At 69.1% G+C, this 25222-nt stretch carries 25 protein-coding genes; 9 read left to right on the top strand and 16 right to left on the bottom strand.

Going from position 1 to position 25222, the window contains the following annotated elements; genetic code table 11:
* The 5 genes from ftsH to dacB form a co-directional block, all read right to left on the bottom strand.
* Positions 1-2082 (bottom strand): ATP-dependent zinc metalloprotease FtsH (gene ftsH, locus QM634_RS03255; RefSeq protein WP_415041341.1); only part of this gene is annotated, 2082 nt, incomplete at its 3' end.
* Positions 2083-2185: 103 nt separating this feature from the next.
* Positions 2186-2746 carry a hypoxanthine phosphoribosyltransferase gene (hpt, locus tag QM634_RS03250; protein ID WP_415041340.1) on the bottom strand — a complete coding sequence of 187 codons (561 nt, stop codon included), beginning with the start codon at positions 2744-2746 and terminating at the stop codon, positions 2186-2188.
* Between the two features lie 10 nt (positions 2747-2756).
* On the bottom strand, positions 2757-3710 hold the full coding sequence (gene tilS / locus QM634_RS03245; RefSeq protein WP_415041339.1) for a tRNA lysidine(34) synthetase TilS: 954 nt from the start codon (positions 3708-3710) through the stop codon (positions 2757-2759).
* A complete protein-coding gene (locus QM634_RS03240; protein ID WP_415041343.1) occupies positions 3689-4717 on the bottom strand; it encodes a zinc-dependent metalloprotease in 1029 nt (342 codons plus the stop codon). Before QM634_RS03240 ends, tilS begins: the two co-directional genes overlap by 22 nt.
* 50 nt (positions 4718-4767) lie before the next feature.
* Positions 4768-6156 (bottom strand): D-alanyl-D-alanine carboxypeptidase/D-alanyl-D-alanine-endopeptidase, encoded by a 1389-nt coding sequence (gene dacB / locus QM634_RS03235; RefSeq protein ID WP_415041338.1) that lies wholly within the window; start codon positions 6154-6156, stop codon positions 4768-4770.
* Between the two features lie 79 nt (positions 6157-6235).
* Between dacB and QM634_RS03230 the strand changes: the two genes are divergently transcribed.
* Complete coding sequence (locus tag QM634_RS03230) at positions 6236-6724, top strand: inorganic diphosphatase (protein ID WP_415041337.1); 489 nt, start codon at positions 6236-6238, stop codon at positions 6722-6724.
* Here QM634_RS03230 and QM634_RS03225 read toward each other — a convergent pair.
* Genes QM634_RS03225 through QM634_RS03215 form a run of 3 tightly spaced genes read right to left on the bottom strand, consistent with a single transcriptional unit; the run spans position 6705 to position 9280 of the window.
* On the bottom strand, positions 6705-7592 hold the full coding sequence (locus QM634_RS03225; RefSeq protein ID WP_415041336.1) for a DUF1266 domain-containing protein: 888 nt from the start codon (positions 7590-7592) through the stop codon (positions 6705-6707). The two genes, QM634_RS03230 and QM634_RS03225, sit on opposite strands and share 20 nt — an antisense overlap.
* Positions 7582-8478 carry a DUF1266 domain-containing protein gene (locus QM634_RS03220; RefSeq protein WP_415041335.1) on the bottom strand — a complete coding sequence of 299 codons (897 nt, stop codon included), beginning with the start codon at positions 8476-8478 and terminating at the stop codon, positions 7582-7584. The genes QM634_RS03225 and QM634_RS03220 overlap by 11 nt, the downstream gene beginning before the upstream one ends.
* Complete coding sequence (locus QM634_RS03215) at positions 8471-9280, bottom strand: DUF1266 domain-containing protein (RefSeq protein ID WP_415041334.1); 810 nt, start codon at positions 9278-9280, stop codon at positions 8471-8473. Before QM634_RS03215 ends, QM634_RS03220 begins: the two co-directional genes overlap by 8 nt.
* Before the next feature lie 70 nt (positions 9281-9350).
* On the opposite strand from QM634_RS03215, the gene QM634_RS03210 reads away from it, so the two are divergent.
* Positions 9351-10457, top strand: a complete 1107-nt coding sequence (locus QM634_RS03210; RefSeq protein ID WP_415041333.1) for an isochorismate synthase — start codon at positions 9351-9353, stop codon at positions 10455-10457.
* 99 nt (positions 10458-10556) lie between these two features.
* Positions 10557-11246: a DUF4352 domain-containing protein gene (locus QM634_RS03205; protein ID WP_415041332.1), complete on the top strand. Its 690-nt coding sequence runs from the start codon at positions 10557-10559 to the stop codon at positions 11244-11246.
* Between the two features lie 72 nt (positions 11247-11318).
* On the opposite strand, the gene QM634_RS03200 is transcribed toward QM634_RS03205, so the two are convergent.
* Positions 11319-12794: an MFS transporter gene (locus QM634_RS03200; protein WP_415041331.1), complete on the bottom strand. Its 1476-nt coding sequence runs from the start codon at positions 12792-12794 to the stop codon at positions 11319-11321.
* A gap of 143 nt (positions 12795-12937) precedes the next feature.
* On the opposite strand from QM634_RS03200, the gene QM634_RS03195 reads away from it, so the two are divergent.
* Positions 12938-13516: a TetR/AcrR family transcriptional regulator gene (locus QM634_RS03195; protein ID WP_415041330.1), complete on the top strand. Its 579-nt coding sequence runs from the start codon at positions 12938-12940 to the stop codon at positions 13514-13516.
* On the opposite strand, the gene QM634_RS03190 is transcribed toward QM634_RS03195, so the two are convergent.
* Genes QM634_RS03190 through QM634_RS03180 form a run of 3 tightly spaced genes read right to left on the bottom strand, consistent with a single transcriptional unit; the run spans position 13513 to position 15621 of the window.
* Positions 13513-14724, bottom strand: coding sequence for an O-succinylhomoserine sulfhydrylase (locus QM634_RS03190; protein WP_415041329.1), 1212 nt, complete (start codon positions 14722-14724; stop codon positions 13513-13515). The genes QM634_RS03195 and QM634_RS03190 overlap by 4 nt on opposite strands.
* A 16-nt stretch (positions 14725-14740) precedes the next feature.
* Complete coding sequence (locus QM634_RS03185; protein WP_415041328.1) at positions 14741-15154, bottom strand: rhodanese-like domain-containing protein; 414 nt, start codon at positions 15152-15154, stop codon at positions 14741-14743.
* The gene (locus tag QM634_RS03180) at positions 15151-15621 is read right to left on the bottom strand and encodes a hypothetical protein (RefSeq protein WP_415041327.1); all 471 of its coding nucleotides are present in this window, start codon (positions 15619-15621) and stop codon (positions 15151-15153) included. The genes QM634_RS03185 and QM634_RS03180 overlap by 4 nt, the downstream gene beginning before the upstream one ends.
* 109 nt (positions 15622-15730) lie before the next feature.
* On the opposite strand from QM634_RS03180, the gene QM634_RS03175 reads away from it, so the two are divergent.
* Complete coding sequence (locus QM634_RS03175; protein WP_415041326.1) at positions 15731-17122, top strand: FAD-dependent oxidoreductase; 1392 nt, start codon at positions 15731-15733, stop codon at positions 17120-17122.
* A gap of 94 nt (positions 17123-17216) precedes the next feature.
* Here QM634_RS03175 and QM634_RS03170 read toward each other — a convergent pair whose 3' ends face one another.
* Positions 17217-17714 carry a hypothetical protein gene (locus tag QM634_RS03170; protein ID WP_415041325.1) on the bottom strand — a complete coding sequence of 166 codons (498 nt, stop codon included), beginning with the start codon at positions 17712-17714 and terminating at the stop codon, positions 17217-17219.
* Between the two features lie 135 nt (positions 17715-17849).
* Positions 17850-20099: a glycoside hydrolase family 3 C-terminal domain-containing protein gene (locus tag QM634_RS03165; RefSeq protein WP_415041324.1), complete on the bottom strand. Its 2250-nt coding sequence runs from the start codon at positions 20097-20099 to the stop codon at positions 17850-17852.
* 89 nt (positions 20100-20188) lie between these two features.
* On the opposite strand from QM634_RS03165, the gene QM634_RS03160 reads away from it, so the two are divergent.
* Positions 20189-20806, top strand: a complete 618-nt coding sequence (locus tag QM634_RS03160; RefSeq protein WP_415041323.1) for a CHAP domain-containing protein — start codon at positions 20189-20191, stop codon at positions 20804-20806.
* A 105-nt stretch (positions 20807-20911) separates the two neighbouring features.
* On the top strand, positions 20912-22012 hold the full coding sequence (locus QM634_RS03155; RefSeq protein WP_415041322.1) for an oxygenase MpaB family protein: 1101 nt from the start codon (positions 20912-20914) through the stop codon (positions 22010-22012).
* 74 nt (positions 22013-22086) lie between these two features.
* On the opposite strand, the gene QM634_RS03150 is transcribed toward QM634_RS03155, so the two are convergent.
* A complete protein-coding gene (locus QM634_RS03150; RefSeq protein WP_415041321.1) occupies positions 22087-23160 on the bottom strand; it encodes a dihydrodipicolinate reductase in 1074 nt (357 codons plus the stop codon).
* Positions 23161-23280: 120 nt separating this feature from the next.
* On the opposite strand from QM634_RS03150, the gene QM634_RS03145 reads away from it, so the two are divergent.
* Together QM634_RS03145 and QM634_RS03140 are read left to right on the top strand one after the other, a co-directional pair.
* Positions 23281-24066 (top strand): SDR family oxidoreductase, encoded by a 786-nt coding sequence (locus tag QM634_RS03145; RefSeq protein WP_415041320.1) that lies wholly within the window; start codon positions 23281-23283, stop codon positions 24064-24066.
* 44 nt (positions 24067-24110) lie between these two features.
* Positions 24111-24725 carry a TetR/AcrR family transcriptional regulator gene (locus QM634_RS03140; protein ID WP_415041319.1) on the top strand — a complete coding sequence of 205 codons (615 nt, stop codon included), beginning with the start codon at positions 24111-24113 and terminating at the stop codon, positions 24723-24725.
* A 15-nt stretch (positions 24726-24740) separates the two neighbouring features.
* On the opposite strand, the gene QM634_RS03135 is transcribed toward QM634_RS03140, so the two are convergent.
* Entirely contained in the window at positions 24741-25220 is a 480-nt protein-coding gene (locus tag QM634_RS03135) for a DUF456 domain-containing protein (RefSeq protein WP_415041318.1), read from the bottom strand.
* Positions 25221-25222: the final 2 nt, after the last annotated feature.

The following is a 25222-nucleotide window of genomic DNA, read 5'->3' as shown; positions in this document are numbered from 1 at the left end:
GCCCGCCGGGGCGCCGTAGTCGACGCCGGAGGCGGTCGGCTGGGCCACGGCCTGGGGGTGGCCGACCGGCTGCGCCTGCGGCGCGGGCTCGGGTTCGGGCACCGGCTCGGGCTCGGGGGGCCACGGCTCGCCGCGCTCGATGGCGAGTTCGCCCGGCGTCTTCACCGGCGGCTTGTCGCTCGGCGTGCGACCGCCGAAGTCGTTGAAGTCGGTGATGCGCTCACGCTTGTCGACGCCCTCGAAGATCTTCTCCAGGTCCTTGCGGGTCAGCGTCTCCTTCTCCAGGAGCTCGGTGGCCAGCACGTCGAGGGTGTCGCGATGCTCGGCGAGGATCGCCCACGCCTCGTTGTGCGCGGCCTCGATCAGGCGGCGCACCTCCTCGTCGATCTGCGAGGCGACCTCGTCGGAGTAGTCGGCCTGTGCGCCCATCGACCGGCCCATGAACGGGTCGCCCTGCTCCTGGCCGTAGCGCACGGCGCCGAGCTTGGAGCTCATGCCGTACTCGGTGACCATGGCCCGGGCGATCTTCGTCGCCTGGTCGATGTCGGAGGAGGCCCCGGTCGTCGGCTCGTGGAAGACGAGTTCCTCGGCGGCGCGACCACCCATCGCCATGACCAGGCGGGCGATCATCTCCGACCGCGTCATGAGGTCCTTGTCCTGCTCGGGAACCGCGAGTGCGTGACCGCCGGTACGACCGCGGGCCAGGATGGTGACCTTGTAGATCGGGTCGAGGTCGGGCATCGCCCACGCGGCCAGCGTGTGACCGCCCTCGTGGTACGCCACGACCTTCTTCTCGTGCTCGCTGATGACGTGGCTCTTGCGCCGCGGTCCGCCGATCACACGGTCGACGGCCTCTTCCAGGGTCGCCGCGGTGATGACGGTCTGGTTCTCGCGGGCGGTGAGCAGCGCGGCCTCGTTGATGACGTTGGCCAGGTCGGCGCCGGACATGCCCGGGGTCCGCTTGGCCAGACCCGCCAGGTCCACGTCGGCGGCCAACGGCTTGCCCTTGGCGTGGACCTTGAGGATCGCCTCGCGCCCGCGCATGTCGGGGTTGCTGACCGGGATCTGCCGGTCGAAGCGGCCCGGGCGCAGCAGCGCCGGGTCGAGGATGTCGGGGCGGTTCGTCGCGGCGATCAGGATGATCCCAGAGCGGTCGCCGAAGCCGTCCATCTCCACGAGCAGCTGGTTCAGGGTCTGCTCGCGCTCGTCGTGACCACCGCCGAAGCCGGCGCCGCGCTGGCGGCCGACCGCGTCGATCTCGTCGACGAAGATGATGCACGGGCTGTTCTGCTTGGCCTGCTCGAACAGGTCGCGCACACGCGAGGCGCCGACACCGACGAACATCTCCACGAAGTCCGAGCCGGAGATCGTGAAGAAGGGGACGCCGGCCTCACCGGCCACCGCGCGGGCGAGCAGGGTCTTACCGGTACCGGGCGGGCCGTAGAGCAACACGCCCTTGGGGATCTTCGCGCCCAGCGCCTCGTAGCGCGCCGGGTTCTGCAGGAAGTCCTTGATCTCGTAGAGCTCCTCGACCGCTTCGTCGGCACCGGCGACGTCGGCGAAGGTGTTCTTCGGCATGTCCTTGGTGATCTCTTTGGCGCGCGACCGGCCGAAGCCCATCACGCCGCCGCGACCGCCGCCCTGCATCCGGTTCATCATGAACAGGAACAGGCCGACCAGCAGGATCAGCGGCAGGATCAGGGCCAGCATCTGCACCAGGGCCGAGTCCTGACGCACATTGGTCTGGTACTGGGCGCCCGATTGGCGCACCGATTCGAAGACGAAGTCGGCGCCGCGCGCGGGGTACTTGGTGGAGATCTTGTCGGCGGACTCCTTCTTGTCCTTGTCCCGCGACGACTTGGCGTCGACCTGGATCGGGTTCTTCAGCTCGACGCGCAGCTGCTGCTCACGATCGTCGATCTGCACCGACTTGGCGTTCTTGGCGTTGAGCTGCGACAGCGCGATCGAGGTGTCGACCGCGCGGTATTCGCGCGAGTTGTCGCGCATCGAGCTCCAACCCCACAGGGCGAGCAAGATCAGGACGAAGATCGCAACATTGCGAAAGACAGTCTTACGGTTCATACGTGGTGCGGCGACGCCGACGGGCCGCCATCGTCCTTCCCATCAAAGAGTTCCCACCAGGTTACCCGGCACGCGGAGTCCGCGCCGCCGGGATCTGCGGTGGTCAGCCCTGATAGACCGCGGGCTTGAGGCGCCCGATGAACGGCAGGTCCCGGTAGCGCTCGGCATAGTCGAGGCCGTAACCGACGACGAAGTCGTTGGGGATGTCGAAACCCACGTCGGCGACGTCCAGATTCACCTTGACCGCGTCGGGCTTGCGCAGCAACGTGCAGATGCTCAGCGAGCGGGGCGAGCGGGTGGCCAGGTTCTTCATCAACCAGGACAGCGTCAGGCCCGAGTCGATGACGTCTTCGACGATCACCACGTCCCGGTCGGCGATGTCGCGGTCGAGATCCTTGAGGATGCGCACCACTCCCGACGAGGAGGTCGACGACCCGTAGCTGGACACCGCCATGAACTCCATCTGCGACGGAATAGGGAGCGCCCGGGCGAAGTCCGTCATGAACATGATCGCGCCCTTGAGGACGCCGATGAGGACCAGGTCGTCGGGGGCGTCGCGGAACTTCTCGGCCACCGATTCCGCCAACTCGGCGGTGCGCTGCTTGATCTGCTCTTCGGTGATGATCACCGCTTCGATGTCGTCACCGTAGGGATGGCTGCTCACCCGGCCCACCTTAGTCGCGCGCACTCGTGCGCCACACCAGAAGGTCCCCGTCCCGCACGACCTCGAGGCGGCGCTCCCGGTCGCCGCCGACGGCCACCGGTCCCTGCCCGCGCCAACCGGTGACCAGGTCCTCGACCGCTTCGATGATGCGGCTCGTCGGTTCCCTCGCCCCGCCCGCGCGCAACCAATCCCGCAACACCCGACTCCGCAGCGCGATTGGGGCTTCCGCGAGGGGCGCGACGAGCAGGTCGTCGCCGTCGGTCACCGCCGCCGCCAGCTCGTCGGCCATCTCGCCCAGGAAGGCGTCGTCGTCGGCCAGCAGGTCTGCCGTGCGGGCGAGCGCTGCGGCCACGCCGCCGCCGAGGACGTCCTCCATCAACGGCAGCACCTCGGTGCGCACGCGCACCCGGGTGAACCTCGGGTCGGCGTTGTGGGGGTCATCGACCGGCGCCAGCCCCCACTCCGCGCAGGCGGCGACGGTGTCGGCGCGGCGCAGGTCCAGCAGGGGGCGCCCCCACGGGGCGCGCCAGCGGCGCATCCCGGACAGCGCGGCCGGACCCGATCCCCGACCCAGTCCGAGCAGCACCGTCTCGGCCTGATCGTCCAGGGTGTGCCCGAGGAGTACCGGGCGCCCCTGCCGGGCGGTGTCGAGCGCGGCGTAGCGCGCCGATCGGGCCGCGGCCTCCAAACCCCCGTCGGAACCGACCGTCACCGGCAGCACCCGCGCCTGCGCGCCGAGTCCGCGCGCGGCGACGGCGGCACCCTCGGCGACGTCGGCGGATCCGGGTTGCAGCCCGTGGTCGACGACGAGCGCGAGGACCTCACATCCCGCGTGGACGGCCGCCGCGGTCAGGGCGAGGGAATCCGGCCCGCCGGAGAGGGCCACACACACGCGACGGTCGCCGTGCAGGTGCGCGGAGACGAAGTCGACGACCGCGGCGGTCAGAGCACGCGAGCGATCCACCGGTCCGGCTCGTCGATCTCGTCGGGCTTCGGCAGCGTCTCCGGGCCGGTCCAGATGGTGTTGAAGGCGGGCATGCCGACCTTCTCGACGACGTGGTCGGTGAAGGCCTTCCCCCGGATGTACTGCGCCATCTTGGCGTCCATGCCGATGAGCGCGCGCATGATGCGCGCGATCGGGTTGCGCGGGGCGGTCCGGCGGGCGTCGAAGCCGGCGCGGATGCGCTCGACCGTCGGCACGTGGGCCGGCCCGACGGCGTCCATGACGTGATCGGCGTGGCCCTCGAGCAGGGTGCCGAGCATCATCATGTTGGTGAAGGCGTCGTACTGCTCGGGCGACTGGAGCAGCTGCATGACCCCCAGCACGCCCGATTCGCGCGGCTTGTCGTTGCGGACGGCGGAGGCGACGCGGTTGACCAGCTGCGCCGTCGTCTCGTCGCCCGCCGCGGTCAGCGTCGCGATGTTGTCGACCATGTAGTCGCGCAGCCACGGGTTGGCCGAGAACTGGACGCGGTGGGTGACCTCGTGCAGGCACACCCACAGGCGGAAGTCCGACGGCACGGCCTTGAGCTTGCGCTCCACGCTCACGATGTTGGGCGCGACGAGCAGCAGCACCCCGTCCTCCCCTGTCGCCGGGTCGGCGGTGAACGGGTCGTACTGGCCGAGGATGGCGCTGGACAGGAACGCCAGCAGCCCACCGGCCTGAAAGCCGCCCGCCTTCGCGGTGAGCGCCGACATCAGGCCCTCCGACGTCGCCGGCGCCGGTTCCGCATCCGATCCGGAGGCACCGAGCATCGAGCTCATCGAGTCGGCGGCGGCCGCGATCCACTCGCCGCGGTCGACGATCCGCGCGGCGGGCACCGCCAGCCCGTCGGCGAGCCCGGTGACCTCGCGCACCGGGGCTTCCGCGCGGGCCGAGGCGTCGGCCAGTTCGGCGTACACCTGGTCGCGGGTGTACTGGGTCATCGCCGGTCCGCCCCGCGCGAGTCGCCGGCCGATCCCGGCGGCCATCCCCCAGTCGATGGGCGGTGCCGCGGAATCGGCGGAGCGCTCGGGATCGGTCACCGGCAGCCGCAATCGCGGATCTTGCCGACGACGGCGTCGAGCGCCGGGCGCGCCTCCTCGGGGGAGGTTCCGTTGGACATCATCGCGAAGGACAGCACGCGGCCGTCGACGGTCTGCACGATCCCGGTCAGCGAGCTCACGCCGGTCAGCGTGCCGGTCTTGGCACGCACCCAGCCGGCGCCGGAGGTCTTCTTCGGGTTGAAGCGGGTGGCGAGGGTGCCGGTGCCGGCGGCGATCGGCAGGCCGTCGAGCAGCACGCGCAGCTGCGGGTACCGGGTGCCGGCGATGCCCGACATCATGTCGTTGAGGACGCGGGCGGGGACCTTGTTGCCGTAGGACAGCCCGGAGGTGTCTCGCAGGGTGACCCCGGTGGTGTCGAACCCCTTGTCGGCGAGCGTCTTGCGGACCGCGTCGGCGCCGCCGGCCAGGGTGCCCGGGCCGCCGCGCGACAGCGACAGCTCGATCCCCAGCGTCTCGGCGAGCACATTGTCCGAGAAGCGCATCATGTCGTTGACGCGGGTCGCCAGCGTCGCCGACTTCACCGAGGCCAGCTGCTTGGCGCCCTCCGGCGCGCGGACGCTCGCGATGTCGCCGTCGACGCCGAGCGCCTTGGCCAGGGCCTTGCCCGCGTCGGTCGACGGTTCGGCGGTGCGCGGCGAGAACTCGTCGAGCGGGTCGTCACGCCCGGCGTCGGCGATCAGGGACTTGATCGGGGTGATGTCGCCACCGGCGATGTCGCGGCGATCCCAGGTCTTGTCCATCGTCGGGCCCGAGTAGAGCGAGGTGTCGATGGCGACCGACTTCACCTTGATGCCGGCGGCCTTGATCTGCTGGGCCAGGTCGGCGATGCGCGGCGCGTCGGTGAAGAAGGTCTCCGCGCCGACCGGCTGCGCCGACAACGTCGGATCGCCGGCGCCGCGGAGAATGACCTGACCGTTCGGGCCGGCCACAACGGTCGTCGTCAGGCGCCGGTCTTGGTCCATCCCGAGAAGTGCGGCGGCCGCGGTGAGCACCTTCGCGTTCGACGCGGGGATCAGCGGCTTGCCCGGGTTCTTCTCCCACAGCACCGTGCCGGTGACCGGGTCGGAGACCTGACCGGTCAGCTGGCCGAGGTCGGGTGAGGCGGACACCTTCGACAGCGCCATGGCCAGGCCGGCGGTCGTCGGGACGGGGGCGTCGGGCTTGACCGGCACGATCTGCGGGGCCGGGGTGATCAGGTCCGGTCGCGCCGGAGTGCCCTCCGGGACCTTCTCGCCGGCCATGATCGTCTTGCCCGCGACGACCCCACCGCCGCCGATCAGCGCCACGACCAACAGACCGACCACCGCCCAGCGTGCTGTCTTGCGCTTGCCCTTGTCGGCCACGAGCTTGCCCGTGTCGGCCACCACTACCTCCGCGTCGTCGGTCCTTGGGGTAAACAGTATCGTTGAACCGGCTCAGAGCCGACCAACGAGAGGAACAACCGTGGCCGTCGACGTCATCATCGAGATCCCCAAGGGGAGCCGTAACAAGTACGAGGTCGATCACGAGACCGGTCGGGTCTTCCTCGACCGCTACCTCTACACGTCGTTCGGCTACCCCGCCGACTACGGGTTCATCGATCACACCCTCGGCGAGGACGGCGACCCGCTGGACGCGATGGTGCTGCTGCCCGAGTCGGTCTTCCCCGGCTGCACGGTCAAGGCCCGCGTCGTGGGCATGTTCACGATGACCGACGAGGCCGGTGGCGACGACAAGCTGCTGTGCGTGCCCGCCGACGACGTGCGCTGGGACCACATCCAGGACATCGGCGACGTCAGCGACTTCGAGACCAAGGCGATCGCCCACTTCTTCGAGCACTACAAGGACCTCGAGCCCGGCAAGGAGGTCACCCCCGGTGGCTGGGTCGGCCGCGAGCAGGCGCAGAAGGTCCTCGACGAGGCCGTCGAGCGCCTCAAGACCCAGGGTCACTGACCGCCGGGTCCTCCCCGTCGTCGACGTCGTCGTCGCTGTCCCACTGTTCGGGCACCGGGAACGGCTGGTTGTTCCACGGTGACGCCGGCGAGTCCAGCAACGGCCGCAGCGCGGCGATGGATTCGGCGAAGCGCCGCCCCCACGTGTCGGGGTAGGTGACGATGCGGCCCAGATCCCAGCCGAGGGCGTAGCCGCGCCACGACGAGTAGTCGTAGGACGCGCGGCGGGCCACGGCCACCGCCACGTTGGGCACGACGCTCGGCGTCCCCCAGCCGTACCGCACGCCCCACCGGGCCACGGCGACCGCGCGCGTGTAGTCGTAGGCCTCGCAGTGCTCGACCTGCTCGTCGGCGTCCAAGACGTGCGCCGCACGCATCTGGTTCTCCGCGACGTGCACCTGCTCGATCGCCGAGCTGATCGGGTCGACGTATTTGCGCTGCTCGGGTTCGGCGAACATCTCGTCGATCTGCGCCCGCCAGGTGTCGTCGTCGACCATGGACACCCCGAGGCGGCGCCGGGCCATGGTCCGGGCGCGCACCGCCCAATAGGCCTCGCCGTTGCCGTACTCGCCGTCGACCAGTTGCCCGATCACTTCGAGCCACCGCTCCTCGGTCGGCAGTCCCCAGACCTCCATGAGCAGCTCGCGACAGTCGTCGGTGTCGTAGTCGCCGCAGTCGCGCACCGAGTTCCACGGCGTGTGCGAGCCCATGATCGTCAGCGGCGCCCCGAGGGCCAGGCCCTGCGCGAGCATCCCGTAGAGCGGGCCGTCCGGGTCGACGGGGATGGCGGCGTCGGTGTAGTCCGCCGCCATCGCGGCGGCGATCCCCTCGGGGGTGTCGCCGTTATCCGGGCTGTTCTCAGGGCTCATCGGGCCTCACCGCCGGAAGGTCGCTGAGCGGGAAGGGCAGCGCACGCCACGGGCTGTGGTCGACGGACAGCAGCGTCGCGACCGAGCCGCGCAGCTCGTCCCACCCGATGTTGTGGTGCAGCAGGGTTCCCGCGACGCAGGACACGGCGAACTCGGTCCACGAGCCGAAGATGCGGGCGGCACTGTCGCGGGCGGCCATGATCATGTGGACCGCCTCGCCCGGCGGCGCATAGCCGGCGACCACGCCCCCACGGGCCAGGCGCACCGACCAGGCGATCACGTATCCGGCGATGGTGGTGACGCGGGCGCCGGGCGCGAGTAGCCCGCAGTCGCGCAGCCGGTCGTCGACGACGTTCACCTGGGCCAGGCGCTCCCGGGTGCCCTCATAGACCTCCGCGTCGTAGTCGTGGTCGATGAGCCATTGGCGCCACAGGTCGTCGTGGTCGTCGGGCCGGTAGTCGCCGCGGGCGACTGCGGCCGAGCGCGCGTCGAGCATCGCCTCGGCCTCCACGAACTCCTGCCCGCCGATCATCGACGCCATCGAGGCGAACCAGTCCTCCGAGTCGTGCACGCCCCACGTCTGCTCCAGCTCGATGCGCATCATGTACGCCGGCAGGCCCACGTCGGTCAACGAATTCCACGGTGCCCCGGCTCCGACGGCCGACAGCGCGCCCAGCGCCAACCCCTGGGCCAGGTGTCCGTAGAGCGGGCCGTCGGGATCGACGGGGATGTCGCGGGCGGCGTGTTCGGCCAGTGCGGCGCCGGCCACCCGCGGCTGGTCGGTGGTGCGGACCCAGCCAATGTCGCCGCTCGCGTCGTCGGCAGAGGCACGGAAGGCGGCGGCGATGTCGGCGAACTCGTCGCCTGCGTCGGGTCCGTCAACCATCGGCGGCGTCCCCGACCGCCGACGGGAAGGGCAACGTGACCCACGGACTTCCCGGGTCGCCCAGGAGGGCGGTCACCGCCGCGGAGGCCTCCCGCCACACGTGATCGCAGGGATAGCTGCCGTGCAGGCAGGAGTGCGCGGCGATGTAGCTGGCACCGAACTGTTCCCAGTCGGGGAAGATGGCGGCGGCGTTGTCGCGCGCGGCGTCGAGGATCTGGGCGGCCAACGGCGCATCGGCGAAACCCAATCGGAGTCCGGCCTGCACCAGGTACACCGCACCGGCCAGGTCGTAGGCCATGTAGGTCCACACGCGCCGCCCCGGCGCGAGGCGACCGTCATCGGTGAGTTGCCGTTCGATCTGGAACGCCTTGACGACCGCGCGCGACACGGCGTCGGTCTCCTCGTCGGGCCACTGCTTCTCCGTCGCCGCGGCCCCGACGGCGGCGAGCCACTCGTCGACGTCGAGGTACGCGTCGCGACGGTCGTCCAGGACGTCCTCGCGGATGTCGAGGGCACGCTCGCCGGCGGTGGCGTTGATGTGCTTGCCGCGCAGATAGTCGTCGGCCGCGTCGAGCCAGGATTGGCGATGGATCGATTCACCCAGGATCCGCTGGAGGCGTCGGCGCTCGTCGGCGCGGATGGTGAGCGGGTCGCCGGGGCCGGCGTCGGGCAACCCGGCGGAGTTCCAGTACGTCCGGTAGCGCACCGCCTCGGGCGCCCCCAACGCAAGTGCCTGCCCGGCCGGCCCGTCGACCGGGGCGCCGGCGGCGGTCGCGATCGCCGGACTGTCGGGTTGTCTCACCAGGCCGACACTACTTGGGCGCCGCGGGCGGGGTCCGTCAGCCGGTTCACGCCCGCGATACGGTGAACCCGTGGGACCCCCCGAGACGACCTTCCTCCTCTCCGGGCGCCCGGGATCGGTCCGCGGCGCCGGGCGGGTGCGCGCCTTCTCCGACGCCGAGCAGGCGGCCGCCGCGTTGCGCACCGGTGGGTGCACCGGCATCGTCGGGGCCCTCCCGTTCACCCCGGGCAACCCGGTCGCACTGTGGGAGCCCGAGCAGCTGGTCGTCGAGCACAACCCCATCCGCCCCGCGTGGCCCCAGCGGCACGACGTGCGGGTCCTGGCACACCACCCGGAGCCCGCCGAGCACGAGCGGCGCGTCGCCGAGGTCGTGGCGCGGATCCGTGCGGGGGACGCGGGGAAGGTCGTGCTGGCGCGGGCCCTCGAGCTGGAGGTCGACGAGCCGTTGGAGCCGGTCGCACTCGCGTCCGCCTTCGCCAACGGCAACGCCGCCCACAACGCCTTCGCCGCTTCCCTCGATGCTGCCGGTGACGAGTACGCCGGTCGGTGGATCGTCGGCGCGAGCCCCGAGTTGCTGGTCCGCCGGCGCGGGCGCGAGGTCAGCTGCCGGCCGTATGCCGGCACGATGCCGCGCTCGAGTGACCCGGCGGTCGACGAGCAGCGGGCGGCCGCCCTGCGGGGGTCGGCCAAGGACCGTGCCGAACACGCCTTCGTCGTCGACTTCCTGCGCGAGCGGTTGGGGGCGTTCTGCACCGAGCTCGATGCGCCGGTCGAGCCCACGCTGCTGTCGACCGGCGAGCTGTGGCACCTGGCCACCCCGATCACCGGGGTCCTCGCCGATGAAGCGGTGACCTCGCTCGACCTCGCGCTCGCACTGTCTCCCACGCCGGCGCTGTGCGGGACGCCGACCGACGCCGCTGCCGCGATCATCGCGGAGTACGAGGGGAGCCGCGGCTTCTACGGCGGCGCCGTCGGCTGGTCGGGCGCCGACGGCGACGGCGATTGGGTCGTGTCGATCCGGTGTGTCCAGCTGGGGGCCGACGCCCGCCGCGTCACCGCGTGGGCCGGCGGCGGCCTCGTCGCCGATTCCGACCCTGCCGCCGAGTTGGCCGAAACGACCGCGAAGTTCGGCACGGCTCTTAGCGCCCTCGGCGCCGATCCGACATTGGTCGTTTAAGGCCCAAAACGACCTTTTCGTTCATTCCGTCGGATTCGAACTGTATGTTTCCTTACGCACAACATGTTGTTACACATACCTCGACGGGAGCACCCCTCAATGTCCACACCTCAAGGCCCCGGCCAGCAGCCGCCATACCCGCCCCAGGGCGGCGGCTACCCACCCCAGGGTGGCTACCCGGCGCCGGGAGGCTACCCGCCTCCCGCAGCCCCCGAGAAGAAGTCCCGGAAGGGTCTGATCATCGGCATCATCGTCGCGATCATCGCCCTCTGCGGAATCGGCGTCGCCGTATCCGGCGGCGGTGACAAGTCGGACAAGTCCTCGACGCCGACCGCCAACGCCCCCGCCGGCGGAGGCGAGACGCAGGCCGAGGAGAAGCATGACGACGGCGACGCCAAGCTGAACCAGCCTGTTCGTGACGGGAAGTTCGAGTTTGTGGTCACGAACGTCGACACCGGCCAGACGTCGGTGGGCGAGTCGATCCTGGAGCAGAAGGCCCAGGGACAGTTCGCGATCGTCTCAGTGACCGTCAAGAACATCGGCGACAAGAAGCAGAGCTTCGACCCGTCGTCGCAGAAGCTGGTCGATCAGCAGGGCCGCGAACACGGCACCGATACGACCGCCCAGCTCGCCCTCGGCGGTTCGGACATCCCCATCTGGGACGACATCAACCCCGGCAACGAGGTCAACGTCAAGCTCGTCTTCGACATCCCCAAGAATGCCGTTCCGTCAGCCCTGGAGCTGCACGACTCGATGTTCTCCAACGGCTCGAAGGTCTCGCTGAAGTAGCTGCGAAGATCCAACACAACGCGACAGGGTCCAACACCATCCGGTGTTGGACCCTGTTTCGTCGTGTTGGAACTACACATGAGGCTCATGGATATCGGGCCTCGGAATCGCGGCGGCGATCAGGCATGCGCTCACCGCGATCAGTGCGGAGACCAGGAATGCCCAGGTGTACCCCGACTCGGTCGGCGGCCGTGCCGGTGCGGGCGCACTTGCTCCGACGATCGTGGCGGCGACGACCGTCCCGATCGCACCTCCGACCGTGCGCAGGATCGTGTTGATCCCGGTGGCTGCACCGGTCTGCTCGGGCGGGCTGGCGCCGACCACAAGGCTGCCCAGGCCACCGAAGGCCAATCCGTAGGCCAGCCCCAGGATCGCCCCGCCCACCGCGACCTCGACCGGACTCTCGTGCCACAGGCCGAGGAGAACCAGGCCGAGCGCGGCAAGCGCGGCACCGAGTTGAAAGACGGTGCGGGAGCCGAAGCGGGCCGCAACGCGGGGAGCGATCGGCGTGGCCAGCACCATGAACACCGCCATCGGAAGGATCAGCAGGCCGGTGCGCGAAGCACTGAAGCCGAACCCGTAGCCGAGCTGTCGCGGCGATTGCGCGAACAGCGGGATGAGGGTCACCGCGGCAAACATCCCGGCACCCACCACGATCGTCGCGGCGTTGACGGCCAGCAGATCGCGGCCCACCAGCAGTCGCAGATCGATGAGCGGCTCGGCGGCGCGTCTCTCGACGACCACGAGCAGGGCGGCCGCGACGACGGCACCGATGAGGAGTCCGATGACGGCCGGCGACGTCCAGCCCCAATTGCGGCCCTGACTGACGGCCAGCAGAAGTGCCACCAGGGTCGCCGCAAGGAGGACGGCACCGACGACGTCGACGGCCCCGCGACGGATCCGCTCACCCCCGGTCGGCAACACGACGGTGAGCACGAGGGTGAATGCGGCGACGACAACGACCGTCCAGAAGATCGCACTGACACCGCCACGGTCGACGAGTGGACCCGCGGCCAACATGCCGACGGCCCCGCCGAGGCCGAACATCGCGCTCAGCGCGGGCACCACGCTCCCCAGGCGCGCGGGTGGCAGCACCTCGCGGGCGTAGCCGAACGCACAGGGGAACACGCCACCGGCCAGGCCCTGGATCACCCGACCGACCAGGGTGCCGGAGTAGGAGCCGTGGTCGACGGCGAAGGCCGAAACGGCACTGCCCACGACCAGCAGCACCAGTCCGCCGACCATCACGTGGCGGTAGCCGAACAAGTCGCCGAGCTTGCCGCCGATCGGCGTCGCGACCGCCGACGCCAACATGAATGCCGTGAGCAGCCAGGTCACGCCGACCGTGTCCGTGTGCAAGGCCGAAGCGAGGCCGCCGAGGACCGACACGACAATCGTCTGCGCCAACGCGACCGCGAGGGAAGCGACCAACAGGACGGGTGCGGCGATCCGGATGGCGCGCGCGGTCGGCCCTCCGTCGCCGTCCCGCAGGTTCAGTCGTCGGCCGAGAAACGCCGCGGCGCCGCCGAGGGCCAGCAGGATCCACATCAGGCACCGCCGTTGATTGGGAGACAGATCATGGGACTTCTCCGATCGGATTTGATTAGGTGAACCTAACCCATTAGAGACCATTGGTCACTAATAGGCAACCGCGACCCGACCACGAGCACGGAAGACGTAGGATTGTCGACGTGCGCGAATCGACTCCCGCGCCGGGTCGACCGGCGCGACTCAGCCGGGAGGCGATCGTCACCGCCGCGCTGCAGTCGGACCTGCACACGCTCACCATGCGCGAGCTCGCCACGCGGTTGGGCGTCTCGCATTCCGCGCTCTACCGCTGGGTCCCCGATCGCGACGGCCTCTTCGACCTCATCAGCGACGTCATGGTCGAACGCATCCTGCCGTCGACCGAGCCGACCGAGGCGACCTGGCGGGACTGGTTACGCGACCTGGCGTGGAAGATGCACGACGAGTTCCGCGCCGTACCCGGTTATGCGGCCCATGTCGCCGCACCGCACCGACACAACCCCGAGTCCTTCGGCCGGCTGCGCGACCGGGTCCTCACCGCGTTTCGGATGGCGGGCGCATCCGAGGACATGGCCGAACAGAGCTGGTTCGTGTTCGGCATGAGCGTGGTCCATTGGATCGGCGCCGACCACGCGGACTACGACCTCGGCGAGGGAACGCCCCGCTTCGACCTGTTCCTCGACGTGCTGTTGCGCGGACTCCCGGCGCAAGAGGACGCCCGTCCCGCGCCGACCGGCGGTTAACCCAGAGCCTGGTCGAGGTCGGCGATCAGGTCGTCGACGTTCTCCAGGCCGATCGAGATCCGCACGACCGAGTCGGTGATGCCGACGGCCGCGCGCCCCTCGGGTCCCATCGCCCGGTGAGTGGTGGTCGCCGGGTGGGTGGTCAGGGTCTTGGCGTCGCCGAGGTTGTTGGAGATCTTGGCGACGCGCAGCTTGTTGAGCACCTCGAAAACGCGCTCCTTGCCCTTCTTGCCGCCACGGTCGGCGATCTCGAAGGTCACCACGGTTCCGCCGCCGGACATCTGCTTGCGCGCCAGGTCGTACTGCGGGTGCGACGGCAGGAACGGGTACTTCACCCAGGAGATGCGCTCGTCGTCGTCGAGGAACTGTGCGACCTTCAGCGCCGACTCGACGGCGGCGTCGACGCGCAGCCGCATCGTCTCCAAACCCTTCAGCAGCGTCCACGCGTTGAACGGGCTGAGTGCCGGGCCGGTGTGCCGCATGAGGTTCTGCACCGGACCGCTGATGAACTCCTCGTCGCCGAGGATGGCCCCGCCCATGACGCGGCCCTGGCCGTCCATGTGCTTGGTGGCCGAGTAGACGACGACGTCCACTCCCAGGTCGAAGCCGTGCTGCAGCAGCGGGGTGGCGAAGACGTTGTCGAGCACGACCTTCGCACCGGCGGCGTGGGCCAGCTTGGTGACCGCCTCGATGTCGACGAGCGTCTGCATCGGGTTGGCCGGGGTCTCGAAGAACACCGCGGTGGTCGGCTCGGACAGGGCCGCCTCCCACTGCGCCAAGTCCTCGCCGTCGACGAAGACGGTCTCGACGCCCCAGCGCGGCAGGATCTCGTTGCAGATGACGAAGCAGGAACCGAACAGGCTGCGCGCGGCGACCAGCCGGTCGCCGGCCTTCAACAGCGCCCCGAGCGCGACGAAGACCGCGGCCATGCCGCTGCCGGTCGCGAAGCAGGCCTGCGCACCGTCGAGCAACCGCAGCCGCTCCTGGAACATCGCGACCGTCGGGTTGCCGTAGCGGGAGTAGACGAACCGCTGCTCCTCACCGGTGAACGCCCGCTCGGCCGATTCGGCCGAGTCGAAGACGTAGCCGCTGGTGAGGTAGAGCGCCTCGGAGGTCTCCTGGAAGCCCGAGCGCGCCGTGCCGCCGTGCACCGCGATGGTGTCCGGGCCGACGCCCGGGGGCAACTCGCCGAAGATGTCGTCAGTCATTCATCCGCCTCCCAGCTCAGGACTGTCGCCACGGAAGATTCAGTGCGCGCCAGCCCGTCGCGCCGCGGTGGTCGTACTCGTCGAGGTGTCCCTCGAAGCCGTCGAGCACGTTGAACGACTGCTTGATGCCGGCCGCGGTCGCCGCCTCGGCCGCGCCGATGGACCGATTTCCCGACCGGCAGATGAACAGCACCCGGTTGTCGTCGGTGATGCCCGAATCGCGCAGCTGCTCGACGAAGCGCGGGTTCGGCTCGCCGGACGGGAACATCGACCACTCGACGAAGATCGTCTTCTTCTCGATGATCTCCAGGTCGGGAACACCGACGAAGTTCCACTCCGCGGTGGTACGGCAGTCGACGAGCACGGTGTTCTCGTCGTTCTCCAGCAGCTCCCACGCCTCGGTGGGCGTGACATCGCCTGCGTAGCTCATGAGCAGACCTTCCATCCGTCGTCCTGGCGCACCAGGGTGGTCGGCGTCGTCGTCTTGGCGTCGGGCTTCTTCTCGAAGTTCCAGACCACCGAGGCGGTCGCCTTGTCGCCGTCGATCACCACGTCGTTGATCTGCGGGATCACGATCTTCCCGTTCTCGTCGCGCGAGCGTTGGTTCTCGGCGAGGAAGGCCTCGCGCGGCTCGATCTTGGGCGCGCAGGTGATCCGCTGATAGGACTCGTAGTTCAGTGCGTTGCGCGCGGTGTACTGATCGTTGATCGCGACGCGCACCGAATCCTCGGGGCTCAGGCGGCTACTGAAGGGGTGCGTCCACTGGGCAATTAGAATCACGATGATCAAAATTGCGATGACGACCAGCGCCGCAATGATCGGTGCCCGGGTCGGAGCGTCGCGCTCGTCGAGCTCTGCGTCCAATCGGCCCATGTCATCGTCCGGGGAATCAGCCACAACGATTCACTATATGCCCGCCCAGGTCAGCCGGGAAATTGAGGCAAACCTCACCCCGACGCCGATCCGCCATTTTGGCAGCCGCCGCCGACCACCTACCGTAGAAGCCATGAGCTCCGAATCCCGCGCGCTGCGCGTTGCCATCATCGGCGCCGGCCCGGCCGGCATCTATGCCGCCGACGCCCTGATGAAGCACGACGATCTGGCCGACCGCGGCGTCAGCATCGACCTGTACGAGCGCATGCCCGCCCCCTTCGGTCTGATCCGCTACGGGGTGGCCCCCGACCACCCGCGGATCAAGGGCATCATCAACGCCCTCCACAAGGTGCTCGACAAGCCGCAGATCCGTCTGCTCGGCAACATCGACTACGGCACCGACATCACACTCGAAGACCTCAAGCGCCACTACGACGCGGTGATCTTCTCCACCGGCGCCACCGACGACCGCGGCCTGGATATCCCCGGCGTGGACCTCGAGCGCAGCTACGGCGCCGCGCAGTTCGTCGCCTGGTACGACGGTCACCCGGACTTCCCGCGCACCTGGCCCCTCGACGAGGAGAAGGTCGCGGTCATCGGCGTCGGCAACGTCGCCCTCGACGTCGCGCGCGTTCTCGCCAAGACCGGCGACGAGCTGCTGCCGACCGAGATCCCGGCCAACGTGTACGAGGGCCTCAAGGCCAACAAGGCGATCGAGGTGCACGTCTTCGGCCGCCGCGGCCCGGCGCAGGCCAAGTTCACCCCGCTCGAGCTCAAGGAGCTCGACCACTCCCCCAACATCGAGGTCATCGTCAACCCCGAGGACATCGAGTACGACGAGGGGTCGGCCGTCGCGCGGCGCAGCTCCAAGATCACCGACCAGGTCGCGACGATCATCGAGAACTACGCGATCCGCGAGCCCAAGCAGGGCGCCATCCACAAGCTGTTCCTGCACTTCTTCGAGAACCCGGTGGAGATCCTCGGCGAGGACGGCAAGGTCGTCGGCCTGCGCACCGAGCGCACCGAGCTTGACGGCACCGGCAACGTGCAGCCGACCGGCCGCACCACCGACTGGGACGTCACCGCGATCTACCGCGCCGTCGGGTACCTCTCGGACAACCTGCCGCAGATCCCGTTCGACACCAATGCGGGCGTCATCCCCAACGAGGCCGGCCGGATCTTCGACGAGGGCGCCCACCTGACCGGTCTGTACACGACCGGCTGGGTCAAGCGCGGCCCCGTCGGACTCATCGGCCACACCAAGGGCGACGCCAACGAGACCGTCGACTGCATCGTCGAGGACATGAAGGACGGCAAGCTCGGCACCCCCGACGATGCCTCCGAAGAGTCGGTCATCGCCCTGCTCGAGGAGCGCAGCATCCCGTTCACGACCTGGGACGGCTGGTACCGCCTCGACGAGCACGAGCGCTCGCTGGGCGCCGCCGAGGGTCGTGAGCGCATCAAGGTCGTCGAGCGCGAGGAGATGCTCGCCGCCTCGGAGCCGGACAAGGTCCGCAAGGCCTGACCGCCCCGGGGGTAAACCCCACAGAACGGGACAAACCCCACACCATTTCGGTGTGGGGTTGTCCGTAACTGTCGGGTTTGCGACCGGCTGGGTGTCAGGACCCGGTGGCCGGCGGAGCCGGGATACGCGGGTTGGCCGGGCGATCGATGTTGGTGCTCCAGTAGCCGAAGTTGTTGCTGAGGTCGTCGTAGGTGTCGCCCCAGGTGTAGCCGCTGATCGACGTGGGGACGCAGCCGGGCCAGCGGGTCTCGATCGGCCGCTGCCACCGCTTGGTCTTGGTGTTCCACTTGGACATCGACTTGCCCGGCTTGATCTCGCGGACGGTCACGCGCGGGCCGTTGATCTCCTGCAGGCTCACGTTGTGCATGGTGGTGCCGCCGACGTTGACGACGGTCATCCAGCGGACCTGGTACCAGAGGTTGTTCCAGGTGGAGCCCTTCTGGCCGAAGTGGCATTCGATGCCGCCGCGGATCTGGAGCTCGCCCGGGCTCGCGGCGCTGGCGGGTCCGGCGACGGTGGCCGCCGAGGCAAGCAGGGCGGTGGATGCGGCGGCGGCGATCAGGCCCCGGCGCAGGGTGGTGGAGTTGCGCATTTCTGCCTCCCATGTGTCGAGTGCGGCCGCACGGTACGGCCGTTCCACGAAGTATGTCGACATCGACCAACCGGGGATTACGCGAATCAGCACACGGCCAGTGACCTCACAGAAGTCACCAAGGAAGGGATACCCCTAGCCGGCCGCGGTGTTGGCCTGGTCGAGCAGCTGCTGGATCTGCTCGGTGGAGATCGCACCGTCGGACAGTTTGGCGGCGCGGCCCACCGGGGTCGGGCCCATCATGGCGGTCAGGTCGGTGCCGATTCCCTTGCCGGCGTCCCCGCCGCCCATCTTCGCGGTCAGCTGGTCGACCAGGGGCCCGAAGACCTTGGCGCCGGCCGGATCCGCCAGACACTCGGTGAGGGAGGAGTCGAGGGTGAGGGGAAGTCGCGGAGGCGTGTCCCCGGTGACGTCGACGGTGCCGGTGAGCCGCAGGTCGCGGCTGGAGGCGCCCACCGCCACCGTGTAGGTGCCGCCCTCGACCAGGTACCGGTGGTGGTGGATGTTCCAGTAGGCGAGGTCGTCGCGGCTGATCGTGATGGTCACCGGGACCGTCTGCCCCTTGGCGACGGCGACCTTCGCGAAGCCCTTCAGCTCCCGCACCGGGCGGGCGACCACCGACTGCTCGACCGATACGTACGCCTGGACGACGTCCAGACCGTCCCGGTCGCCGGTGTTGGTGACGTTCAGCGTCACCGTGACGCCGTCATCACCGGCCGTGAGCGCGAGGTCGGAGTACTCGAAGGTCGTGTACGAGAGGCCGAATCCGAACGGGAAGGCCACGTCGATGTCGCGGGCGTCGTACCAGCGGTAACCGACGTACAGGCCCTCGCCGTAGGTGACGTGGCTGAACTCGCCGGGAAACTCGAGGTAGGCCGGGGAATCCTGCAGGCGCAGCGGGACCGTCTCGGCGAGCCGGCCCGATGCGTCGACGTCGCCGAACAGGACGTCGGCCATGGCCGAGCCGACCGCCTGACCGAGGAGGGCGGCGTCGAGCAGGGCGGGCGAGCCGATCGCGGTCAGATCGACGACGCCGCCGTGGCAGACCATCACCACGGTGCGCGGATTGGCCTCGAGCACGCGCCGGGCCAGATCCACCTGGTCGGCGGGCAGGTCGATGTTCTTGCGGTCGAAGCCCTCGGACTCCTGACTGTCGCCCAGACCGATCACCAGCAGGACGGTGCCGGCCTTCTTCGCCGCGGCCACCGCGGCGTCGGCGGCCTTCGCGTCGGTCTTCTCCGTGGAGTACCCGGCCTCGAAGGTGACCTTTCCCCCGGCGCGGGCGGTGATGGCGTCGAGCGGGATGTCCACCTTGGTCGGGAAGACGTGCGACGAACCACCACCCTGGTAGCGCGGGGTCTTGGCGAGTTCACCGATCACCAGCAGGTCGCCGGCCGGGTCGAGCGGGAGAAGCGGCTCGCCACCCGTGGCCGGGGCGTCGTTGCGGAGCAGGACGAGCGCCTGGGCGGCGGTCTCCCGCGCGATGGCGTGGTGGGCGTCGACGTCGAACGTCGCGGTCGCGTCGGGCTCACCGGCCTTGGCGGCGAGGTCGAGGACGCGCTGGGCGGATTCGGCCAGCGCCGTCGCGTCGAGCTTGCCGGTCGTGGCGGCCTCGGCGAGGAGCTTGTCGTCGGCCTCGCCGGGGAACGGCATGGTCAGGTCGGTCCCCGCGGCAACCGCGGCCACCCGGTCGGCGATGGCGCCCCAGTCGCTGACGACCAGGCCCTGGTAGCCCCAGTCGGCGCGGAGGGTGTCGGTCATCAAACCGCGGTCGGCGAAGGTGTGCACGCCGTTGATCCGGTTGTAGGAGCACATGACGGTCCACGGCTGCGCCTGCTTGACCACGTGGCGGAAGGCACGCAGGTAGATCTCCTGCAGGGTCCGCTCGTCGACGTCGGAGGAGATTCGCATGCGGTCGGTCTCCTGGTTGTTGGCGGCGAAGTGCTTGAGCGAGGCGCCGACGTTCTTGCTCTGCACGCTGTTGACCCAGGCGGTCGCCACCGCGGCGGTCAGCAGGGGGTCCTCGGAGAAGAACTCGAAGTTGCGACCGCCCAGCAGTGAGCGCTTGATGTTGATGCCGGGGCCGAGGACCACCGCCACCTGCGCGGCGCGGGCCTCCTCGCCGTAGGCGCCGGACACCTTTCCGGCCAGTTCCGGGTTCCAGGTCTGGGCGAGGCCGACGGCCGGTGGGAAACACGTGGCCGGGTCGGATTGGGCGATGCCGAACGCGTCGGCAGCACCTTCCTGCTTGCGGAGTCCGTTGGGGCCGTCGCTGAGCAGGATCGAGCGGGCACCGCCCTCGGCCTTGGTGGTCCAGTAACCCCCACCACTGGTCAGTCGAGCCTGCTGCTCGATGGTCAGGTCCGTTGCGCGCTGCGGTGACATGGATCCGACCGTAGTCATCCGCCGGCGGTCCCGCTGATCGAGCCGATGAATCGACGGGACCATGCGACGGCTCGGTACCATCGGATCCCATGGAAACAGCCACCCCGAAGCACAAGCACCGTCGCGCGATCGCACTGGCGGCCGCCCTCGTCGCCATCCCCGGAGTCCTCGGCTGCCAGTCCACCGCCCATGGGGACAACCTCGCCGAGCGCGCTCTGGACTCGATCGGGGTCCACCGCGTCGCCCGTCCGGCCTTCCCCGCGACCGCCGCCGGGCTCTCCCCGGTGCGCCGTCGCATCGTCTCCGTCCTGCGGACCGAGTACGACCACCCGCACGCGGGTGAGTACTACGCGCAGGGTGTGCGCGAGCCGTGGTGCGCCGACTTCGTCAGTTGGACCCAGCGCAAGGCCGGCAGCCCGGTCCGCAATCCGGGCAACGGCTCGTGGCGGATCCCTGGGGTCGCCACCCTGACCGAGTACTACCAATCCGTCGGTCGATTCCGCGGTCCCGGTTACCACCCGAAGCCCGGCGACGTGGTGCTGTACTCGCCGCCCAACCGCTTCAAGCAGCACACCAACACCGTGATCGCCGTCGACGGCAATCGCGTCACCACGCTGGGCGGCAACGAGCCGCCGATCGCGATCAGCATCAACAGCTACGACCTGGCCACCGTCAAGGGCATCGTCGGCTACGGACTACCGCGTTAAGGCGCAAACTCCTCGCAATCCGGGACCATCCATTACAATGCTCATTGTCATGGTTGGCACTTGGTGTGCCCGGCCATCCACAGCCCCGCATCGAGGAGTACAGCAATGTCTGAGTACACGTGGCCGCGAGTCCCGCTGATCAAGACCCGCGAAAAGCTCGCCGCGCGCTACGAGCCGGCCGACGACTACGGCTTCTTCGGCCCCGACTCGATGTCCTGGAAGGTCTGGTCACACTCGACGTCGCTGGTCCTGGGATTTGTCCGCTCGGTGACGATCGAGCACCTCGACCCCAACCTCACCGCGGCCGTGGTCCAGTCCGGCGGAGTCCGCTATCGGACGCACTCGCGCTACGGGCGGACCATGTCCTACTTCAGCCAGGTCAGCTTCGGAGCCTCCAGGCCGACGGCCAAGGCCGCCGACGTCCTGGTGAAGGTCCACTCCAAGGCCATCGGCACCGATCCGGTCACCGGCGGGCGTTACGACGCCAACAACCCGGATTCGCAGCTGTGGATCCACGTCACCGCGTGGCACTCGATCCTGTACTGCTACGAGAAGTTCGGCGGCGGCAAGCTCACCGAGGCCGAGGAGAACCAGTACTGGGCGGAGTGCGCCCGGGCCGCCGAACTGCAGACCATCGATCCGGCCACCGTGCCGCGCAGCAGGGACGAAGTCCGCGCGTACTTCGCCGAGAAGCGACCCCAGCTGGCCTCGTCGGAGGCCGCCGTCGACATGGTGAAGTACATCCTGTCGCTACACGTCGCGCTGCCGCCGACCATGTCCAAGCTCCAGCGCCTTCCGTTCCTGCCGCTCACGTACATCCTGTCCAAGGGCGTGATCGCGACCTACCCGCAGTACATGCGGGAGCTGCTCGGCATTCGGCAGGGGCGCGTCACCGACGCCGTCTTCACTCCGCCGACGTGGCTGATCCATCAGGTGCTCGAGCGGTCGTTCGTCCTCAAGTACTTCCTGACGAGCGTCATCGCCAGCCCGGCCCTGCCGTCGGCCGTTCCGGCGATGCTCGGGATCCCCCCGAAGTCGACGGTCACGATGACCCCCCGGGAGGCGCAGCAAAAGTACGGCTACGCGAATCCGCAGGAAGCACACCTGGACTTCCGCGCCAAGCAGTACGACCGCGTCTTCGACAAGGGCGAGAAGCCCAGCGAAGAAGGCCTCATCGAGTCACAGGCGCACATCGGCTCCATGTAGTCGCGAGTAGGTCCCGACTTGACCTAGGGCGCGGCGACGGGCTTCGGCCGTCGTCGCCCCCCGTTCGCCACGACCTATCGGATCGTGCCGTGCCCCGCGATCAACGGGAGGTCGAGCGGGGTGACCCACCCGGGCGGCAGGTCGTTGACCGCGGGGACGGCGTTGAGCGCCCGCAGCCCGGTCGACAGGCAGCCGGCCGTCGCCGCATCGCGGCCCGAGCCGTCGGTGAACCGGAAGGCGGTCTCCTGGGAGATGCTCGGCGTGCCCTCGATGTCCACCCGGTAGACGTCGTCGGTGGTGCCCGAGGGCCAGTCGGGTGCGGCGTCGCGACCGATGCGGTTGACGTGCTCGAGTTGGATCCGCGTCTCACCCCGGTACACCCCGTTGATGGTGAACCGGACGGCGGCGACGTTGCCGGCCTTGATGACACCCTTGGCGGTCTCCCGATCGGTGGGCGTCACCCACTTGTCCCAGGTCGTGGTGATGTCGTCGAGCTCGATGCCCGCCGCATGGGCGATCATCGGCACGGTCGCGCCCCACGCCATGATGAGCATCTCCGGGTACTCCAGGAGCGGCTTGAAGTCGGCCTCGCGGCCGATGCCCATCTCCGACTCGTAGTCGCCCTCGTAGTTCGTGTAGTCGAGCAGTTCGGAGGCGCGCACCGTGCGCACCTTCGAACACAGGCCCATCAGCGTCATCGGGAACAGGTCGTTGGCAAAGCCCGGGTCGATACCGGTCGTGAAACAGGAGGCCTTGCCCTCGGCGCAGGCCCGCTCGATCGGCTCGATCCAATTCGGTGGATTCTGCTTCATCTGCGGCCACACCCACGGGGTCATCGCGGTCGAGCACACGTCGATGCCGGCGCGCAGGAACCGGCCGATGAGATCGATGTTGGCGTCGGCGTGTGCGGCCGTCGGTCCATAGTGGACCAGCGCGTCGGGTTTGAGCGCGATCAGGCTCTCGACGTCGTCGGTCGCCGTGATGCCGACCTGCTGCGGCAGACCGCAGATCTCACCGACGTCGCGGCCGACTTTGTCGGGGTTGCTGACGCCGACCCCGACGAGTTCGAAATCGGGGTGGTCGAGAATCTCGGCGATCACCATCCGACCCACGAACCCGGTTCCCCACACGACTACGCGCTTGCTCATTCCCAGACTCCTCGCCCATGGACTCTTGCCTGTTTTAACATCATCATGTTACGAAGTAACAGCATAGTTATAAACCAGTGCGGTCGTACAGCCTTCGACCACGACAGAGGGATTCTCACCATGGCCGACTTGATGAAGAACAAGACCGTCGTCGTCACCGGCGTCGGAGTCGGCCTGGGCGTCGAAGTCGCCACCGCCCACTTCGAGGAGGGCGCCAACGTCGTCATCGCGGCCCGCTCGGCCGACCGCATCGAGAAGGTCGCCGCGGAACTGGACCCCACCGGCAAGCGCGTACTGGCGCACGTCGCCGACATCAACGACGATCAATCGTGCGCGGCGTTGATCGACGCGGCGGTCAAGCGTTTCGGATCGGTCGACGCCTTGGTCCAGGTCGCGGCCTTCGAGGACGCGTGGGGCGGCCTCTTCGACGCCGATCTGGACAAGTGGGGCAAGGCCTACGACACCAACGTGATCGGCGCCCTGCGCATCCTGCGCGCCGCGGTGCCCGCGATCAAGGCCGCCGGCGGCGGATCGATCGTCCTCATCGGCACCCAGTCCGCCTTCAAGCCGGCGATGCCCCAGGCCGGGTATGCGGCCAGCAAGGGGGCGCTCCTGTCGACGATGTACTACCTCGCCGACGAACTGGGGCCGGACAAGATCCGCGTCAACACCGTCATCCCGAGCTGGATGTGGGGCCCGAACGTCGAGATGCTCGTCGACTACCGGGCCCAGAAGGGCGACACCACGCGCGAGGCCGTGCTCGACGAGATCGCCGGGAAGTTCCCGTTGCGCCGGATCGCCGATGATCGGGAGGTCGCCGACGCGACGGTATTCTTCAACTCGGATCTCTCGCGGGCGATCACCGGTCAACACCTGATGGTCAACTGCGGCGAGATGTCACGCTGATCCGACCCCTCGGATCGCCGACCACGAACGGGAGCCGCGGCGCGATGCCGGCACGTACACAGAGCCGCTCACAGCTCGCCAAGAAGGATGCCTACCGCCGGGTCGTCCTCGAGTGCGCCGAAGAACTCTTCGCCGACGGCATCGACAACACGAAGGTCGAGGACATCGCCGCAGCCGCCGGTATCGCGCCGCGCACGCTGTATTCGGTGTTCGACGGCAAACAGCAGATCATCGACGCGGTCTGCGACGGCCACCGTCGGGCGCTGGTCGCCCATGCCGAGACCGTCGCCGCCCCCGCGACGACGCCGCTGGAGGCACTGATCCTCGGCGTCCGCGGCGCGAACCAGTACTTCGTCGAGCACCCGAACTATCTGAAGATGGAGCTGCGCGAGAGCCGCGCGTGGTCGTCGGAGAACCCGTCGTTCTCGCCGATCTGGTACCAGACTTTCGACACCCAGAAGCGCTTGTTCGACCGGTGCATCGCCGACGGTTCGGTGCGCGCCGGCGACGCGGACGCCTACGCCCGGGCGCTGCTGGCGATCCAGCAGAGCCAACTCGCGCACTGGGTCGACGAGAACGAGCCGACCGGCACGAATGTGTCGGATCGGATTGAAGACCTCGTCGTCCACGCCTTTGCGACGAATCCGGACGCGCACTGATCGCCCGGTGGCGACCTAGAAGGAAAACGCTCCGACCAGCCAGATCGCCGTCGCGGTCAGGCCGCCGGCGAGTTCGACGAGCATGCTCGCCCCGGCCGCCTTGGTGGCCGCAACGGCACCGCGCCAGGCGTTCTCAAGACTCCACCCGCGCACCAGCTCGGCCAGCATCGCGCCCAGGACGAACCCGAGGATCAGGCCGACGAACGGCACCACGAAGAACCCGATGATCCCGACGACGGCGCCGACGAGCACCGTGCGGTTCGGCACGCCCGCACGCTTGAGCGTGCGACCGGCGACAAAGTATTTGACCACCTCGGCGGCCACGATGACCGCGGCTGCGGCGGCGAAGAAGGCCCACGCCCATCCGCCGACGACGAAGGCCCACACCCCGATCGCGGCCGCGATGATGATCCCGCCGGGCAGGACCGGGAACACGATGCCCAGCAGGCCGACGACGATGGCGAGGCCGACGAGCGCCTCGCCCCAGAACGGCACCG

Origin of the sequence: Gordonia sp. (in: high G+C Gram-positive bacteria) (assembly GCF_047606305.1) — a bacterium.
GTDB lineage: Bacteria > Actinomycetota > Actinomycetes > Mycobacteriales > Mycobacteriaceae > Gordonia.
This window is presented reverse-complemented; position numbering and strand designations above follow the sequence as displayed.